This window comes from Pseudomonas sp. NPDC077649 (genome assembly GCF_044542855.1).
Taxonomy (GTDB): domain Bacteria; phylum Pseudomonadota; class Gammaproteobacteria; order Pseudomonadales; family Pseudomonadaceae; genus Aquipseudomonas.
In genome coordinates this window covers 63,433-80,115 of sequence record NZ_JBITVF010000005.1, presented here as the reverse complement: position 1 = coordinate 80,115, position 16,683 = coordinate 63,433, and the positions used below count along the sequence as shown (strand labels likewise).

15 protein-coding genes and 1 riboswitch are annotated in these 16,683 nt (G+C 69.4%); of the genes, 6 read left to right on the top strand and 9 right to left on the bottom strand.

Annotated elements, in window-relative coordinates; all coding sequences use genetic code 11:
• Nucleotides 1–4: 4 nt before the first annotated feature.
• Nucleotides 5–724 carry a protocatechuate 3,4-dioxygenase subunit beta gene (gene pcaH, locus ACIGFL_RS16195; protein ID WP_397497854.1) on the bottom strand — a complete coding sequence of 240 codons (720 nt, stop codon included), beginning with the start codon at nucleotides 722–724 and terminating at the stop codon, nucleotides 5–7.
• Nucleotides 725–826: 102 nt separating this feature from the next.
• Complete coding sequence (pcaQ, locus tag ACIGFL_RS16190) at nucleotides 827–1,759, bottom strand: pca operon transcription factor PcaQ (protein ID WP_397497853.1); 933 nt, start codon at nucleotides 1,757–1,759, stop codon at nucleotides 827–829.
• Between the two features lie 135 nt (nucleotides 1,760–1,894).
• Between pcaQ and ACIGFL_RS16185 the strand changes: the two genes are divergently transcribed.
• The 6 genes from ACIGFL_RS16185 (at nucleotide 1,895) to ACIGFL_RS16160 (ending at nucleotide 11,604) form a co-directional block, all read left to right on the top strand.
• Entirely contained in the window at nucleotides 1,895–2,662 is a 768-nt protein-coding gene (locus tag ACIGFL_RS16185; RefSeq protein ID WP_397497852.1) for a sulfite exporter TauE/SafE family protein, read from the top strand.
• A 139-nt stretch (nucleotides 2,663–2,801) separates the two neighbouring features.
• Nucleotides 2,802–3,044 carry an exodeoxyribonuclease VII small subunit gene (locus ACIGFL_RS16180; RefSeq protein ID WP_196460623.1) on the top strand — a complete coding sequence of 81 codons (243 nt, stop codon included), beginning with the start codon at nucleotides 2,802–2,804 and terminating at the stop codon, nucleotides 3,042–3,044.
• Complete coding sequence (locus ACIGFL_RS16175) at nucleotides 3,041–3,928, top strand: polyprenyl synthetase family protein (protein WP_397497851.1); 888 nt, start codon at nucleotides 3,041–3,043, stop codon at nucleotides 3,926–3,928. The genes ACIGFL_RS16180 and ACIGFL_RS16175 overlap by 4 nt, the downstream gene beginning before the upstream one ends.
• 144 nt (nucleotides 3,929–4,072) lie before the next feature.
• Nucleotides 4,073–7,345, top strand: a complete 3,273-nt coding sequence (locus ACIGFL_RS16170) for a carboxyl transferase domain-containing protein (RefSeq protein WP_397497850.1) — start codon at nucleotides 4,073–4,075, stop codon at nucleotides 7,343–7,345.
• A gap of 103 nt (nucleotides 7,346–7,448) precedes the next feature.
• The gene (gene dxs / locus ACIGFL_RS16165; protein ID WP_397497849.1) at nucleotides 7,449–9,356 is read left to right on the top strand and encodes a 1-deoxy-D-xylulose-5-phosphate synthase; all 1,908 of its coding nucleotides are present in this window, start codon (nucleotides 7,449–7,451) and stop codon (nucleotides 9,354–9,356) included.
• Between the two features lie 73 nt (nucleotides 9,357–9,429).
• A riboswitch (cobalamin riboswitch) is annotated at nucleotides 9,430–9,633 on the top strand.
• 90 nt (nucleotides 9,634–9,723) lie between these two features.
• Nucleotides 9,724–11,604 carry a TonB-dependent receptor domain-containing protein gene (locus tag ACIGFL_RS16160; protein ID WP_397497848.1) on the top strand — a complete coding sequence of 627 codons (1,881 nt, stop codon included), beginning with the start codon at nucleotides 9,724–9,726 and terminating at the stop codon, nucleotides 11,602–11,604.
• 34 nt (nucleotides 11,605–11,638) lie between these two features.
• Here the strand turns inward: ACIGFL_RS16160 and ACIGFL_RS16155 are convergent, their stop codons facing one another.
• From ACIGFL_RS16155 to thiL, 7 genes are all read right to left on the bottom strand, one after another.
• Nucleotides 11,639–12,433, bottom strand: coding sequence for a cobalamin-binding protein (locus tag ACIGFL_RS16155; RefSeq protein ID WP_397497847.1), 795 nt, complete (start codon nucleotides 12,431–12,433; stop codon nucleotides 11,639–11,641).
• Complete coding sequence (locus ACIGFL_RS16150; RefSeq protein WP_397497846.1) at nucleotides 12,433–12,846, bottom strand: MFS transporter; 414 nt, start codon at nucleotides 12,844–12,846, stop codon at nucleotides 12,433–12,435. Before ACIGFL_RS16150 ends, ACIGFL_RS16155 begins: the two co-directional genes overlap by 1 nt.
• Nucleotides 12,843–13,463 (bottom strand): GTP cyclohydrolase II, encoded by a 621-nt coding sequence (gene ribA / locus ACIGFL_RS16145; RefSeq protein WP_397497845.1) that lies wholly within the window; start codon nucleotides 13,461–13,463, stop codon nucleotides 12,843–12,845. The genes ACIGFL_RS16150 and ribA overlap by 4 nt, the downstream gene beginning before the upstream one ends.
• A 255-nt stretch (nucleotides 13,464–13,718) precedes the next feature.
• Nucleotides 13,719–14,363, bottom strand: a complete 645-nt coding sequence (locus ACIGFL_RS16140) for a TIGR02281 family clan AA aspartic protease (protein WP_397497844.1) — start codon at nucleotides 14,361–14,363, stop codon at nucleotides 13,719–13,721.
• A 17-nt stretch (nucleotides 14,364–14,380) separates the two neighbouring features.
• A complete protein-coding gene (locus ACIGFL_RS16135; protein WP_397497843.1) occupies nucleotides 14,381–15,115 on the bottom strand; it encodes a substrate-binding periplasmic protein in 735 nt (244 codons plus the stop codon).
• 11 nt (nucleotides 15,116–15,126) lie between these two features.
• Entirely contained in the window at nucleotides 15,127–15,654 is a 528-nt protein-coding gene (locus ACIGFL_RS16130) for a phosphatidylglycerophosphatase A (protein ID WP_021442491.1), read from the bottom strand.
• Nucleotides 15,655–15,669: 15 nt separating this feature from the next.
• Nucleotides 15,670–16,623 carry a thiamine-phosphate kinase gene (gene thiL / locus ACIGFL_RS16125; protein ID WP_397497842.1) on the bottom strand — a complete coding sequence of 318 codons (954 nt, stop codon included), beginning with the start codon at nucleotides 16,621–16,623 and terminating at the stop codon, nucleotides 15,670–15,672.
• Nucleotides 16,624–16,683: the final 60 nt, after the last annotated feature.

The following is a 16,683-nucleotide window of genomic DNA, read 5'->3' as shown; positions in this document are numbered from 1 at the left end:
CTCCTCACTTGTTCTCGAAATGGGTTTGGCGCTGGCCGCGCAAGACAATGTCGAAACGGTACGCCAGGCAATCCATGGGATTGGCCGTGCTCATGTCGAGCTTGGCAATCAGCGTCTGCACCGCGTCCGGGTTGGCGATCGCCTTGACGATCGGGCACAGCGGGATCAGCGGATCGCCCTCGAAATACAGCTGGGTGATCAGCCGCGTGGCAATCGACGGGCCGTTGAGCGAGAAGTGGATATGCGCCGGGCGCCAGTCGTTGGGGCCATTGCGCCAGGGGTAGGGGCCGGGCTTGATGGTGCGGAAGATATAGCGACCTTCACTGTCGGTCAGGGCACGGCCGACACCGCCAAAGTTGGGGTCGAGCGGCGCCAGATAGCGGTCGTTCTTGTGCCGGTAGCGGCCACCGGCGTTGGCCTGCCACATTTCCACCAGGGTATGCGGGATCGGCTTGCCGTACTGATCCATCACCCGACCGGAAACGATGATGCGCTCGCCGATGGGCAGGCCACCGTGGTTGAAGTTGAGCAGCAGGTCGTTGTCGTGCTCGCCGAACTTCAGGTGCGAGAAGTCCGGGCCGGTGGTCTCGGAGATCGACTGCGGGATGCTCACCAGCGCCTGGCGCGGCGAACGGGCGATGGAGGTCTTGTAATCGGGCGTCAGGGCTTTGGGGTGCCAATTGCGGTCACGGATGACGAAACGGCGATTGTCCTCGGCAGGCATGGTGCGCTCCTGTTGTGGCTATTGTGGAGTCAGTGGCCACAGTGTCCGGCAAAGCGCACGCGGGGAATATTGAAAAGACGCCGCCAACGCATAACCAAATGGTTATGAAAACAGCCCCTCGCGGTAGGCCTCGGCCACCTCACGCAGCGCCGCGCAGAACTGCTCGGCGGCCAGCGGCAAGGCCAGCGCACCGTTGCGGCAGATGCCCACCGAACCGCCCGGCTCCTGCACGCCCAGCTGCAGCTCGACCAGCTCGCCACGCTGCACGTCCAGGCACACCGCGTCCTGCGGCGCCACCCACAGCGCATCGCCGGACAGCACGTAGCGCCGACTGAGCGCCGGCGACAGGGTCTCCAGGCGTTGCCGCGACGGCGTCACCCCGCACTGCACGAACAGGCTGTCGGCGTGCTTGCGGATGGTGGTGCCCGCCGTCGGCAGCACCAGCGGGTAATCGCCGAGCCGCCCCAGCGCGGCGGCGCCGGCAGCCAGCAGCGGATGACCGGGACGCACCACCAGGGTCATGGATTCGCTGTACAGGTGCTCGAAGGTCAGGCCCTGGATGTCCGGGCTGTCGGTCATGCGGCCGACCACCAGATCCAGCTCGCCGACGCGCAACTGGCCGAGCAGGTAGGCGCCAGGCCCGGTGGCGACGCTGACCACCAGCGCCGCCTGGCGCTCGTGCAGGCGCCGCACCACCTCGGGAATCAGCAGGCTCTCGACGGTGGACAGCACGCCGACGCGTACCTGGCCGGCCTCGTGCTCGCCGCCGCGCAGGCTGTTGACCCCGTCGCGCAGCGCCTGCACGCAGGGCCCGGCGTAGCGCATGAAGGCCACCCCGGCCGGGGTCAGGGTCACGCCCTGCTTGCCGCGCTCGAACAGGCTGGCGGCGAGGATCTCCTCCAGCTCCTTGAGCGTCTTGGAAATCGCCGGCTGGCTCACCGCCAGGGCATCGGCGGCCTTGGCGAAGCTGCGCTGACGGGCGATCTCGAGAAAGCACAGCAGGTGGCGGAATTTGATGCGGGTGTCGATGTTCATCGCGGGCACCGAATGAGAATGGGCCGATCATGCCGCAAAGCGCCGGGACAGCCCAGCGGCCCACTGCACCTTGGTCGCACTTGGCTGACCGATGCGCCAGCCCTATGCTGCCCTCTTTTTGTGCGAGCCTGCGCCATGTCCCTGCCCGATCTGCTGCTGTTGGTCCTCGCCGGTTTCACCGCCGGCGGCATGAATGCCCTGGCCGGCGGCGGCACCTTCTTCTCCTTCCCGGCGCTGCTCGCCGCCGGTTTGCCGCCGGTGACGGCCAATGCCACCAATGCTGTGGCGCTATGGCCGGCCAGTCTGGCCGGCGCCTGGGCCGCGCGCGCCTCGTTGCGGCCGCTGGGTCGTTACCTGATCCCGCTGCTGCTGGCCGGCCTGGCCGGCGGCCTGCTCGGCGGCCTGTTGCTGCTGGCCGGCGGCGACGATGTATTCCGCGTGCTGATCCCCTGGCTGCTACTGGCGGCCACCGCGCTGTTCGCCGCCAGCCCCTGGCTGGGGCGCTGGCTGGCGGCGCGGCGCAAGGCCGCCGAGCACCCGCCGCATACGCCGCTGTCGCTGGGCGCGCATATCGGTGTGTCGATCTACGGCGGCTACTTCGGCGCCGGCATGGGCATCCTGCAGCTGGCCGCCTTCTCCATCGAGGGCCACGCCCTGGCCCGCGCCAACGCGCTGAAGAACCTGATCTCGGCAGTGATCTACAGCATCGCCACCCTGACCTTCGTCATCGCCGGGCGGGTCAGCTGGTACGAGCTGGCCATCCTGCTCACCGGCGCCACCCTTGGCGGCTACGCCGGCGGCGCACTGGGCGAAAAACTGCCGCCGGCGCTGCTGCGCGCCTTGGTCATTCTGGTAGGCAGCGGGATGACGCTGTACTACTTCTGGGTCACCTACTTGCGCTAGGCGTTGGGCTTCGCTGCGCTCAGCACCAACCTACGCGCCAACCTACGCCCCGACCTGGCCAGCAGCCCCGCTGATTTGCCCGAGGGGCGCGGCTCTGCTAGTGTCGCGCCCGTTTCTACGCTGCCCGAGACCCGCCGCCATGGCCCGCAAGAAAGCCGCCCCCGACTTCGAACATTCCCTCGCCGAGCTGCAGGCGCTGGTCGAGCGCCTGGAGAGCGGCGAGCTGTCACTGGAAGACTCGCTGACCGCCTTCGAGCAGGGCATCGGCCTGACCCGCGAGTGCCAGGCCGCCCTGGCCCAGGCCGAGCAGAAGGTGCAGATCCTCCTGGAGCGCGACGGCGAGCTGGAGCCGGCGCCGTTCGACGCGGACCCGGCGGCATGATCAAGGCTTACCAGGCGAGCTGCCAGGCCCGCGTCGACGCCGCCCTCGAGCCGCTGTTCCAGGCCCCGCGCGCAGAACTCGAACGCCTCTACCAGGCCATGCGCTACAGCGTGATGAACGGCGGCAAGCGCGTGCGCCCGCTGCTGGTCTACGCCGCCTGCGAGGCATTGGGCGGCAAGCTGGACCGCGCCGATGGCGCCGCCTGCGCGGTGGAGCTGATCCACGCCTACTCCCTGGTGCACGACGACCTGCCGGCGATGGACGACGACGACCTGCGCCGCGGCCAGCCGACCACCCACAAGGCCTTCGACGAAGCCTGCGCCATCCTCGCCGGCGATGGCCTGCAGAGCCTGGCCTTCGAGGTGCTCGCCGACCGCCGGCGCAACCCGCAGGACGCCGAAGTGCGTCTGCAGATGATCGATGCCCTGAGCGCCGCAGCCGGGCCGGCCGGCATGGTCGGCGGCCAGGCCATCGACCTCGGCGCGGTGGGCCTGCCGCTCGACCAGGCGGCGCTGGAAACCATGCACCGGCACAAGACCGGCGCGCTGATCGAAGCCAGCGTACTGCTCGGCGCCCTGGCCAGCGGCAACGCCGACGAGCTCGGCCTCAAGGCGCTGCAGCAGTACGCCCGCGCCATCGGCCTGGCCTTCCAGGTGCAGGACGACATCCTCGACGTGGAGAGCGACACCGCCACCCTGGGTAAGACCCAGGGCAAGGACGAGGCCAACCACAAACCCACCTACCCTGCCCTGCTCGGCCTCGACGCCGCCAAGGCCTATGCCCTGGAACTGCGCGACCAGGCCCTGCACGTGCTGCGCCCCTTCGGCAGCCAGGCCGAGCCGCTGCGCGAGCTGGCGCGTTATATCGTCGAACGGCGCAGCTAGCCGATAGGCTGTGGCGCGTACGGCGCGCTGCGGCCAACGTCATCATCACCATCTATACCAGCATGATCGCCGCATAAGGCTTGCTTTACCACCGCGACCAGCCTCCTAAGATGGCTCCATAACGACAAGACGTCCGGAGCCGCCATGCCCTTTTCCGCCCTGCTGATCGCCAACCGCGGCGAGATCGCCATCCGCATCGCCCAGGCCTGCGCCGACCTCGGCATCCGCAGCGTGGCGGTGTACGCCGAGGACGACAGCGCCTGCCTGCACATACGCAAGGCCGACCTGGCCGTGCCACTGGCTGGACGCGGCCCGGCGGCCTATCTGGACATGGCTCAGCTCATTGCCGTCGCCCGCGAGCACGGCTGCAGCGCCATCCACCCCGGCTACGGTTTTCTCGCCGAGAACGCCGAATTCGCCCGCCGCTGCCAGGATGGCGGGCTGACCTTCGTCGGTCCGACGCCGGAAACCCTGCGACTGTTCGGCGACAAGGCCGCCGCCCGCGCCCTGGCCGAACGCTGCGCAGTGCCGCTGGTACCGGGGATCAACCAGGCGGTGACGCCGGAGCAGGCCGCGGACTTTCTCGCCGAACACGGCAGCGTGATGCTCAAGGCGCTGGCCGGCGGCGGCGGGCGCGGCATGCGTGCAGTGGACGATCCGGCGCAGCTGGCCGAGGCCTTCGCCCGCTGCGCCTCCGAGGCCCAGGGCGCCTTCGGCAGCGGCGCGCTGTACGTGGAGAAGCGCGTGCGCCGCGCCCGGCATATCGAAGTGCAGGTGCTCGGCGACGGCAGCGGCGCGGTCAGCCACCTGTGGGAGCGCGACTGCAGCCTGCAGCGCCGCCACCAGAAGCTGGTGGAAATCGCCCCCAGCCCTGATCTGGACGCCGCCACCCGCGAGGCAATCATCGCCAGCGCCCTGTGCCTGGCCGCCGAGGTGCAGTATCGCGGCATCGGCACCTTCGAATTCCTCCTCGACCTCGACCAGCCCGGGCGCTTCTACTTCATGGAAGCCAACCCGCGCGTGCAGGTGGAGCACACCGTCACCGAGCAGGTCACTGGCATCGATCTGCTGCATACGCAACTGCACCTGGCCGCCGGCAGCAGCCTGGCCGAGCTGGGCCTGCTCACTCCGCCGCCAGCGAAAGGTTATGCCGTACAGCTGCGCCTGAATCTGGAAACCCTGCACGCCGATGGCAGCGCGCGCCCGGCTAGCGGCGTGCTCGGCGCCTACCAGCCGCCCTCCGGCCCGGGCCTGCGTGTGGATGGCTGCGGTTATGCCGGCTACGTCGTCAGCCCGGCCTACGACTCGCTGATCGCCAAGCTGATCGCCAGCGCCAGCGACTACCCCGGCGCCCTGCGCCGCGCCTACCGGGGGCTGTGCGAGTTTCGCCTCGAAGGCGTGGCAAGCAACCTGCACCTGCTGCAGAACCTGCTGCAGCGCGACGAGGTGATCGCCCATCGGGTCGACACCACCTATGTCGAACGTCACCAGAGCGAGATACTGGCGGCGCGCGAACAGGCGCATCCGCACCGCTACTTTGCCGGCGACGCCTCTGCGCAAAGCGCCAGATCCAGCCTCGACGCCCCGCCCGGCACCCTGGCCCTCAGCGCGCCCAGCGCCGGCGTGCTGGTCAGCCTGGCGGTGGCCGAAGGCGACGCCGTGGCCGCCGGTCAGCGCATCGCCGTGCTGGAGGCGATGAAGATGGAGTTCGAGGTCAAGGCCGAGCACAGCGGTATCGTCCGCGCGCTGACGGTTGCACCCGGTGACGCCATCGGTGAGGGCCAGGCGCTGGCGTTTCTGCAGCCGGCCGAGGTGGACAGCCTCGACGCCCACGGCGAGCAGGCCGTCGACCTGGCGCATATCCGCGCCGACCTGACCGAAGTGCTGGAACGCCATGCGCGCCTGACCGATGCGCGCCGCCCCGAGGCCGTGGCCAAGCGGCGCAAGAGCGGCCAGCGCACCGCGCGCGAGAACCTCGCCGACCTGCTGGACGAGGGCAGCTTCAACGAGTACGGCGCCCTGGCCCTGGCCGCCCAGCGCCGCCGGCGTTCGGCCGAAGAACTGCTGGAGCTGAGCCCTGCCGACGGCCTGATCGGCGGCACCGGCACGGTCGGCGCCGCGCAGTTCGGCGCGGAGGCGGCGCGCTGCCTGGCCATCGCCTACGACTACACGGTATTCGCCGGCACCCAGGGGGTGATGAACCACAAGAAGACCGACCGCCTGCTCGGCCTCGCGGCGCAGTGGCGTCTGCCGGTGGTGCTGTTCGCCGAAGGCGGTGGTGGGCGGCCGGGCGATACCGATTTCGTTGGCGTGGCCGGGCTGGACTGCCACACCTTCGCCGCCATGGCCAGGCTCTCCGGCCTGGTGCCGACGGTGGGCGTGGTCTCCGGCCGCTGCTTCGCCGGCAACGCTGCCTTGCTCGGCTGCTGCGATGCGATCATCGCCACCCGCAATGCGAGCATCGGCATGGCCGGCCCGGCGATGATCGAAGGCGGCGGCCTGGGCAGTTTCACTCCCGAGCAGGTCGGCCCGACCAGCGTGCAGGGTCCCAACGGGGTGATCGACGTGCTGGTGGCCGACGAGGCCGAGGCGGTGAAGGTGGCCAAGCAGTACCTGGGCTATTTCCAGGGCGAGCTGGCCGACTGGCAGTGCAGCGATCCCCGCGAGCTGCGCCACGTCATTCCGGAGAACCGCCTGCGCGTCTACGACATGCGCCGGGCCATCGAACTGCTGGCCGACGACGGCAGCGTGCTGGAGCTGCGCCGCCAGTTCGCCCCCGGTCTGATCACCGCGCTGATCCGCATCGAAGGCAGGCCCTTCGGCCTGATCGCCAACAACCCCGCACACCTGGGCGGCGCCATCGACGCGGCGGCCGGCGACAAGGCCGCGCGCTTTCTGCAACTGTGCGAGGCGCATGACCTGCCCATTGTCTCGCTGTGCGATACCCCCGGTTTCATGGTCGGCCCGGAGGCGGAGAAACAGGCCACGGTGCGCCACGTCTCGCGCCTGTTCGTCACCGCCGCCAGCCTCACGGTGCCCTTCTTCACCCTGGTGCTGCGCAAGGGCTACGGCCTCGGTGCCCAGGCCATGGCCGCCGGCAGTTTCCACGCGCCCTTGTTCACCGCCGCCTGGCCCAGCGCCGAGTTCGGCGCCATGGGCCTGGAGGGCGCGGTGCGCCTGGGTTTCGCCAAGGAGCTGGCGGCCCAGGTGGACGACGCCGCGCGCCAGGCGCTATTCGACAAGCTGGTGGCCAAGGCCTACGAAAACGGCAAGGCGCTGAACATGGCCAGCTACCTGGAAATCGACGCGGTGATCGACCCGGCCGACAGCCGCGCCTGGCTGCTCCGCGGGCTGGCCGCCACGCCCCGGCCGGCGCGGCGCGAGGGGCGCAAGCGGCCGTTCGTCGATACCTGGTAGAGGCCTGGCGCAGGGGCGCCGGCCTGTCGCGCAGGGCTTGAAGCTTGCGGCGGTGGTTTTCGGGTAAACTGCGCATCTTTTTACGCCTATAACGATTCGCCTGATGCCGACCACTTTCCACGAGATCCCCCGCGAGCGCCCGCTGACGCCCCTGCTGGACCGCGCCAACACGCCGGACGAGCTGCGCCGGCTGGCCGAAGCGGACCTGGAAACCCTCGCCGACGAACTGCGCCAGTACCTGCTGTACAGCGTCGGCCAGAGCGGTGGCCATTTCGGCGCCGGCCTCGGCGTGATCGAGCTGACCATCGCCCTGCATTACGTCTTCGACACCCCCGACGACCGCCTGGTGTGGGACGTCGGCCACCAGGCCTACCCGCACAAGATCCTCACCGGCCGCCGCGAGCGCATGGCCACGCTGCGCCAGAAGGACGGCCTGGCCGCCTTCCCGCGCCGCAGCGAGAGCGAGTACGACACCTTCGGCGTCGGCCACTCCAGCACCAGCATCAGCGCCGCACTGGGCATGGCCATCGCCGCCCGCCTGCAGGGCGAGCGGCGCAAGAGCGTGGCGGTGATCGGCGACGGCGCGCTGACCGCCGGCATGGCCTTCGAGGCGCTCAACCACGCCAGCGAGGTCGGCGCCAACATGCTGGTGGTGCTCAACGACAACGACATGTCGATCTCCAAGAATGTCGGCGGGCTGTCCAACTACCTGGCCAAGATCCTCTCCAGCCGCACCTACGCCAGCATGCGCGAGGGCAGCAAGAAGATCCTCTCGCGCCTGCCTGGCGCCTGGGAGATCGCGCGCAAGACCGAGGAACACGCCAAGGGCATGCTGGTACCCGGCACCCTGTTCGAGGAACTGGGCTGGAACTATATCGGCCCCATCGACGGCCACGACCTGCCCACCCTGCTCGCCACCCTGCGCAATATGCGCGACCTGGACGGCCCGCAGTTCCTCCATGTGGTGACCAAGAAGGGCAAGGGCTTCGCCCCGGCCGAGGCCGACCCGATCGGCTACCACGCCATTACCAAGCTGGAGCCGGTCAAGCCCGATGCCGCGCCGCTCTCCAGCCAGAAACGGCCGGCCGGCCCGAAATACTCCAACGTGTTCGGCCAGTGGCTGTGCGACATGGCCGCAGCAGACTCGCGCCTGGTCGGCATCACCCCGGCGATGAAGGAAGGCTCGGACCTGGTGGCCTTCGCCGAACGCTTCCCGGCGCGCTACTTCGATGTCGCCATCGCCGAGCAGCACGCCGTCACCCTGGCCGCCGGCATGGCCTGCGACGGGGTCAAGCCGGTGGTGGCGATCTACTCGACCTTCCTCCAGCGCGGCTACGACCAGCTGATCCACGACGTGGCGGTGCAGAACCTCGACGTGCTGTTCGCCATCGACCGCGCCGGCCTGGTCGGCGAGGACGGCCCGACCCACGCCGGCAGCTTCGATATCTCCTACCTGCGCTGCATCCCCGGCATGCTGGTGATGACCCCCAGCGACGAGAACGAGCTGCGCCGCATGCTCACCACCGGCTACCTGTTCGACGGCCCGGCGGCGGTGCGCTACCCGCGCGGCAGCGGCCCCAACGCCACCATCGACCCAGGCCTGGCGCCGCTGGAAATCGGCAAGGGCCTGATCCGTCGCCAGGGCCGCCGCGTCGCCCTGCTGGCCTTCGGCGTGCAACTGGCCGAGGCGCTGCAGGTCGGCGAGACGCTGGACGCCACGGTGGTCGACATGCGTTTCGTCAAACCGCTGGACGCCGCCCTGCTGCGCGAACTGGCGGCCAGCCACGAGCTGCTGGTGAGCATCGAGGAAAACGCGGTGATGGGCGGCGCCGGCAGCGCGGTCGGCGAGTTCCTCGCCGCCGAGAACATCGTCAAGCCGCTGATGCAGCTGGGCCTGCCCGACTACTACGTCGAACACGCCAAGCCGGCGCAGATGCTCAAAGAATGCGGCCTCGACCAGGCCGGCATCGAAGCCGCGGTGCGCGCGCGCCTGGCCCAGTTGCCCGCCTGAACATGAGACCCGCTCATCGCTGAATGAGCGGACCTTGCTTGTCATTCATCCCGCCGCGCACTAGGGTGCGCGGCATTGCATGTTCCGCCAGGGTGCGCCGCTAACACGGCGTGAAACGGGAAGTCGGTGCGCCCATCCGGGCAATCCCGACGCTGCCCCCGCAACGGTAATCGACGGCAGGCCGCAAGCCTGCACCTTGTCCACGGCCACTGGGTATTCCCGGGAAGGCGGACCGGGGTCGTGAGCCCGGAGACCGGCCCCGGCGGTGCGACTGGTGTTGCGGAGGGCCGCACCGTCAAGCGCCGTCCTGCGCGCGCTTGCCCCCTGCCCTCCTCGAACGTCTGCCGACCTTTGAGGAATACCCCTGATGAAACTGTCCCCCCTGGCCATCGCCGTTCTGCCCGGCCTCGCCCTGGCCGCCGAACCCTACGCCGCCGAGCCGCTGGTGATCACCTCCGGGCGCCTGGCCGAACCGCAAGCCCAGGCCACCGCCGCCACCACGGTGTTCGAGCGGGCGGATATCGAGCGTTTGCAGGTCAGCAGCGTGCCCGATCTGCTCAGCCGCGTTCCCGGCGTATCCATCGTGCAGAACGGCGGCCGCGGCAGCCTGACCAGCCTGTTTCTGCGTGGCGCCAACGCCAACCAGACTCTGGTGCTGGTCGACGGCGTGCGTCTGAATGCCGCCGCCAGCGGCCTGGCCCGCCTGGAATTCCTCAGCCCCGAGCAGATCGAGCGCATCGAGGTGGTGCGCGGCCCACGTTCGGCGCTGTATGGCGCCGACGCCATCGGCGGAGTGATCCAGATTTTCACCCGCCAGGGCGAGGCCGGCCTGCAACCGCGCCTGCGCCTGGCCGCCGGTAGCCAGCAGACCTTCGAACGCAGCCTGGGACTGTCCGGCGGCGACCAGCGCACGCGTTTCGACCTCGGCGCCAGCCTGGTCGAGCGCGCCGGCTTCGACCGCTCAGCAGACGCTCGCGGCTATGACGGCGACCACGACGGCCTGCGCCGCAAGGCCTTCAACCTGAGCCTGCAGCACCGCTTCAACGAACGCCTCGAAGGCGGTCTGAGCCTGCTCGAACAGCATGGCGAGAGCGAGTACGACGACCTGTTCAGCTTCGTGCCGGGCAACCCCAGCGAGCGCTTCAGCGTTTCCACTGCCGCCGCCCATCTCGAGGCGCAGCTCGCCGAGCGCTGGAGCAGTCGCCTGGAGCTCGGCCACGGCGAGGACAAGAGCGACAACCGCGACCCGCTGAACGCCAGCAACAACTATCAGTACAACACCTACCGCGACAGCGCGGGCTGGCTCAACACCCTGCAACTGAGCGACGCCCAGCAGCTGCTGCTCGGTCTCGACTGGTACGAGGACCGCCTGGGCAGCGACAGCGAGTTCAGCCAGACCGAGCGCTGGAACCGGGCCGCCTTCGTCCAGCACCGCTTCCGTGGCGAGGGCTTCGCCACCGAGCTGGGCCTGCGCCACGACGACAACCAGCAGTTCGGCAGCGAGAACACCTGGAACGCGGCACTGAGCCTGGACCTGAGCGAGCGTCTCGAGCTGCTGCTGAGCTACGGCGAGGGCTTCCACGCGCCCACCTTCAACGACCTGTATTTCCCCACCAGCTCGTTCTATGGCGGCAACCCGAACCTGGCCCCCGAGCGCTCGAAGACCTACGAGGTGCAACTGCGCGGCGAGCACCTGAACAGCCGCTGGAGCCTGTCGGCCTACCGCACCGAGGTCGAAGACCTGATCACCGTAGTCAGCGATCCGCTGACCTTCTTCAGCACCCCGATGAACGTCAACCAGGCACGCCTGCAAGGCCTGGAACTGAGCCTGGAACGCGAGGTGCTGGGCTGGCAGGCCGCTCTCGGCGCCAGCCTGCTCGACCCACGTGATCGCGACAGCGGCCACACCCTGCCGCGCCGCGCCAAACGCAGCCTGAGCCTGGATCTGGATCGTCAGTTCGGCGCCTTCGCCGCCGGCCTCACCTGGCAGGCCGTCTCCGGCCGCTACGACGATGCCGCCAACACCCGCGAGATCGCCGGCTACGGCCTGCTGGGCGCGCGGGCCAGCTGGCGGATGAACGAGGGGCTGCAGTGGCAGGTCAAGGTCGACAACCTGCTGGACAAGGACTATTCCCAGGCGCTGTACAGCCGACCGAACGACCCCTTCTTCGGTAGCGTGAGTTACTACGGCTACCGCGAGGAAGGCCGCAGCGCCCTGCTCTCGCTGACCTGGACGCCGCAACTCTGATCCCGGTGCTCACGGTGCACCAAGCCGCTCCAGGCTAACGCGCCGTGGCCAGCCGCTCGCACAGCCGCTCGATGGCGCCGAGCATCTGCCGGCTGGGCCGCTCCAGGCCCCTGTCCGGCACCGCCCAGACCTGGCCGCGGCGCACCGCGCGCAGCTGCGGCCAGGCCTGCCAGCTCGACAGTTCGGCATTGCTGCCGCCGAGAATCACCTCGGGGTCGCGCGCCAACACCGCCTCGATGCCGACCTGGGGCGCCGGCTGGCTCAGGTCGGCGAACAGGTTGCGCGCGCCGCACACCGCCAGCGCATCGCCGATCAGCTGCTCGCCGCCGATGGTATAGAGCGGCTGGTGCCAGACCTGATAGAACACCGCCAACGGCCGCTCGCGCCGGTAACGCTGGCGCAACCCGGCCAGCTCGGCGCGAAACTCCGCCGCCAGCCGCTCGCCCCGTTCGGCGCGACCGATACGCTCGGCGATGAGGATAAAGGCCTCGGCCAACTGGTCGAGGCGCGCCGGCTCGACCACCAGCAGGGGAATGCCGAAACGCTGCAACTGCGCCTGCTGCGCCGCCGGCACGCTGCCCGGAGCGATCAGGATCAAGTCGGGCGCCAGCTGCAGCAGGCGCTCGAACTCCAGCTGGCCGTAGCGGCCGACGGTGGGCAGCTGGGCCAGCGCGGCGGGATGCTCGTCGCCTGCCAGCACGCCGACCAGCAGGTCGGCGGCATCCAGCTCGAGCATGATCTCGCTGAGCGACGGCGCCAGGCTGACCACCCGTGGTGCGGCCGCCAGCGGCAGGGCCAGCAGACACAGGGCCAGCAGCAGTGCGCGCATCAGCCGAGTTGGCGGGGAATGCGGTAGAGGCAGTGCAGGACGATGCTCGACAGCGCCAGCAGCACCAGAGGTATCGCCTCCAGCCCGGCCAGCACCGCCAGGGCGGCGATCCAGGCCGGCAGCGCCGCGCCGAGCAGTGCGCGCAAACGCACACGATCCAGCTCCAGCCAGGCGGCCGGCTCGGCGTCGCTGTCCAGGGCTTTGTCGGTGGCGATCAGCGCACGCTTGTAGGCGGCGAACAGCGGCAGGCTGACGAACATCGAGGCCAGCCCGGCGACGAACAGCGGCAGGCTCAGCACCGTGGTGGCGCCGCCGCCGAACAGCAGGTTGAAAACGAACAAGGGTGCCAGGGCCACGCCCAGCTGGCGCCACCAGGCGAGCGTAAGACGGCGCTTGACCTGGCCGCGGGTCACAGGCTGTCCTCGGCCTCGCCCTGGTGCTGGTTGCCCAGCATATGGCCGAGCTTGCCGGCCTTGGTGGCGAGGTAGCGCTTGTTGTAGGGGTTGTGCTCGATCTGCAGCGGCACGCGGTGATCCACGGCGATGCCCATGTCGCCCAGCGCCTTGACCTTGCGCGGGTTGTTGGTCATCAGCTTGAGGCTCTTGATGCCCAGGTGCTCGAGCATCGGCTGGCAGATCGCGTAGTCGCGCTGGTCGGCGCCGAAGCCCAGGCGCTCGTTGGCCTCGACGGTGTCGGCGCCGCCGTCCTGCAGCTCGTAGGCGCGGATCTTGTTCAGCAGGCCGATGCCGCGGCCTTCCTGGCGCAGGTACAGCAACACGCCACGGCCTTCGTTGGCGATCGCCTGCAGCGCCGCCTGCAGCTGCGCGCCGCAGTCGCAGCGCAGGCTGAACAGGGCGTCGCCGGTCAGGCACTCGGAGTGCAGGCGGCCCAGCACCGGCGCGCCGTCGGCCACAGCGCCGAAGGTCAGGGCGACGTGTTCCTTGCCGGTGGCCTCATCGAGGAAACCGTGCATGGTGAACACGCCGAAGGGCGTGGGCAGTTGGGAGGCGGCGACGAACACGACGGACACCGGATACTCCTAGCAATGAGTACGAAACAGGGGCGGCATTGTATCAGCAGGCCCCACCGCCGGGTCAGTCAGAATTGCCGATCATCAGTATCGAAACGCTCAATTCACACGATCAGAATCGGCTCAAAGTCTCGCGAGCTAGAGCAATGCAAGGCAAAAGCAGGCGAGGAAGCGGAGTCTACGGATTGTAAATGAGCATTCCGAGCCTGCTTTTAACGTGGCAGTGCCGACGCGCAGCAGACTTTGAGCTGATTCTCATAGCTTGGATTCGAGCACCAGCATCCCCTGCTCCTCGCGCCAGCCGACCCGGCCGAGGAAGCTCATGCCCAGCAGCGCCTCGTGCGGCGCGCCGCCCTCCAGCACCACGGCCTCGACGCCGAGCACCTCCAGGTCGCCGATCTTCACCCGGTCGAGCATCACCCGCCAGCCGCGGGTGACGCCGCTGGCGGTGTTGACCTGCAGCGGCCGGCCGCTGACCCGGTAATCGATGCCCAGGCGCTTGGCATGGGCGTCGTTGAGCGCCACCGAGGTGGCACCGGTGTCCACCAGGAACTGCACGGTCTGGCCGTTGACCGAGCCGGCCACCCAGTAGTGGCCGCCGATGCCCTTGGCGATGCTCAGGCGCTTCTTCACCGGTTCGGCGAAGCCGGTGCTGTATTCGCGGCTCAGCGGATAGCTGCGCTCGACGCCATCGACGCGCAGCACCGCGCCCTGCTTGTCGACGCTGACCACCTGCACCCCGCCCGGCCCGCTCTGGCCGACCCGCACCAGCTTGCGCTGGCCGTCGACGTTGAGCACCGCCGCGCCGGGGAACAGGCCGACCACCTGCACCTGCGAGGCGGCCCAGCACAGCGGGCCGAACAGCAGGCCGAGGACAACGAGGCAGTGGCGCAAATGCATGGGGACGGCCTCCCGGCTCAGTCGAAGGGATAGGGTTGCTGCCAGTGCTGGAACAGCGGGCGCAACTCGCCGCTGGCCACCAGCTCGCCCAGGCGTCGGTCGTAGACCTCGGCCAGGCTGCGGCCGCGCGGGGTGTCGGCGAAACCGAGGTACAGCGGCAGGCGGGTCAGTTCGCTGATGCGGTAACGCCCGGCGTCCGGCGCCTCGCTCAGCACCTCGTCCACCTCGGTGCGGGCGTCGATATAGAAATCCGCGTGGCCCAGCTCGAGCATGCCGAGGATACCGCTGCGCCGGTGAATTTCCCGGTAGTCGTGCACATTCGGCAGATAGGCCTGGTAGCCGTAGCCGCGCATCCAGGCCAGGCGGTAGTCGGCGAGGTTGTCCAGGGTCAGTTGCGGCTTGTCGCGCAGGCCGAGCGCGGTGATCTGGTCGGCGTCGTAGTGCCAGCGCGGGTAGAACACGCCCTCGCTGACCTCGTCGCGGTAGGAGCCGACCCAGGCATCGGCCTCGCCACGCTGCACCAGGCCGATGGAACGGGTATAGGGCACGCTGTGAATGCGCAAGGCGACGCCGGCCGGCTCGAACACCCGGCGCAGTACGTCCCAGGCCAGCCCGGTGCCATCGGCATGGGTGTGCCCATTCCACACCTCGCTGGCCAGGCGGATCTCGCCGGGCGGGGCGTCCTGCGCCTGCGCCCCGCTCGCCCCGATCAGCAGCAACACGCCGGCCAGCAGCCAGCCCGTCAGCGCCATGCCCTTGCCCTCTAGAAGCCCAACGATGCCGCGTAGCTGTCCCAGCCCCAGACCAGGCCCTGCATGGCCAGCCAGGCGAACACCCCGGCGATCACGTCGTCGAGCATGATGCCGACGCCGCCGTGCACATGGCGGTCGATCCAGCGGATCGGCCAGGGTTTGACGATGTCGAACAGGCGGAACATGAGAAAGCCTAGCAGCAGCCAGACCCAGCCCTCGGGCACCAGCCACAGGGTGATCCACATGCCGACCATCTCGTCCCAGACGATGCCTTCGTGGTCGTGCACCCGCAAGTCATCGGCGACCTTGCCGCACAGCCAGAAGCCGAACAGCATGGTCACCCCCAGCATCAGCCAGTAGCCCCAGTCCGGCAGCATCTGCCACAGCGGCACGAACGGCAGCGCCACCAGCGAGCCCCAGGTGCCCGGCGCCTTGGGCAGGGTGCCGGAGCCGAAGCCGAAGGCGATGAAGTGCCAGGGATTGCGCCACACCGAAGGCGGGACGTACTCGGCGGGAACCTGGTTGGGGTGATCGGTCACGCGGCATTCATCCTGTCAGAAATGTTGGTAACCGCTGTGCGGCGGCGCGACGAGCCGCCCCGCACCATCCAGCAGCTGCACACCGCTGCCGGCCAGCACCCGGCCGATGGCGCGCACCTCGGGCCAATCGGCCTGCAGGTCGGCGAGCAAGGCTGGCGGTAGGGTAAAGGCCAGTCGGTAGTCGTCGCCACCGCTCAGCGCACAGGCCAGCGCCTGACGCTCGCCAGCGAACGCCAGCAATGCCGGCGACAGCGGCAGCCGCGCCTGTTCGACCTGCAGGGCGACACCCGAGGCCTTGGCGATATGCCCGCAGTCGGCGAGCAGACCGTCGGAGATATCCAGCGCCGCCGTGGCCCGCCCACGCAGGGCCTGGCCCAGCGCCAGCTGCGGCTGCGGCGACCAGTAGCGCGCCAGCAGGGGCTCGGCGAGTTCGGCCGCGGCCGTCCGCTGCCCCAGCACCAGCGGCAACGCGCCGGCACCGTCGCCGAGACTGCCGCCGACGCAAAGCAGATCGCCCACTTGCGCGCCGCAGCGAGTCAGCGCCTGGCCAGCCGGCACCCGGCCGAACACGGTCAGGGTCAGGCTCAGCGGACCGCGCGTGGTGTCGCCGCCGACCAGCGCCAGCGAACAGTTCTGCGCCATCAGCTGCAGGCCGCGAGCGAACTCGGCCAGCCAGATGTCCTCGGCGGCGGGCAGGGTCAGGGCCAGGGTAAAGGCCAGGGGCGTGGCGCCCATGGCGGCCAGGTCGCTGGCGGAAACAGCCAGCGCGCGCTGGCCGAGCAGGAAGGCATCGCAGGATTCGGGAAAATGCACCCCGCCGACCAGGGTGTCGGTGGACACCGCCAGCTGCTCGCCGGCTGGCAGCGCCAGCAGCGCGCAATCGTCGCCGATGCCGCGAACCACGCCGTCGCCGCCCTGGGCGCAGGGGGCGGCGGCGAAGTAATGACGGATCAGCTCGAACTCACCCATGGAGCCTCCCCTCTCCCTCTGGGAGAGGGGTTGGGGGTGAGGGTGCTCGGACAACGCGAT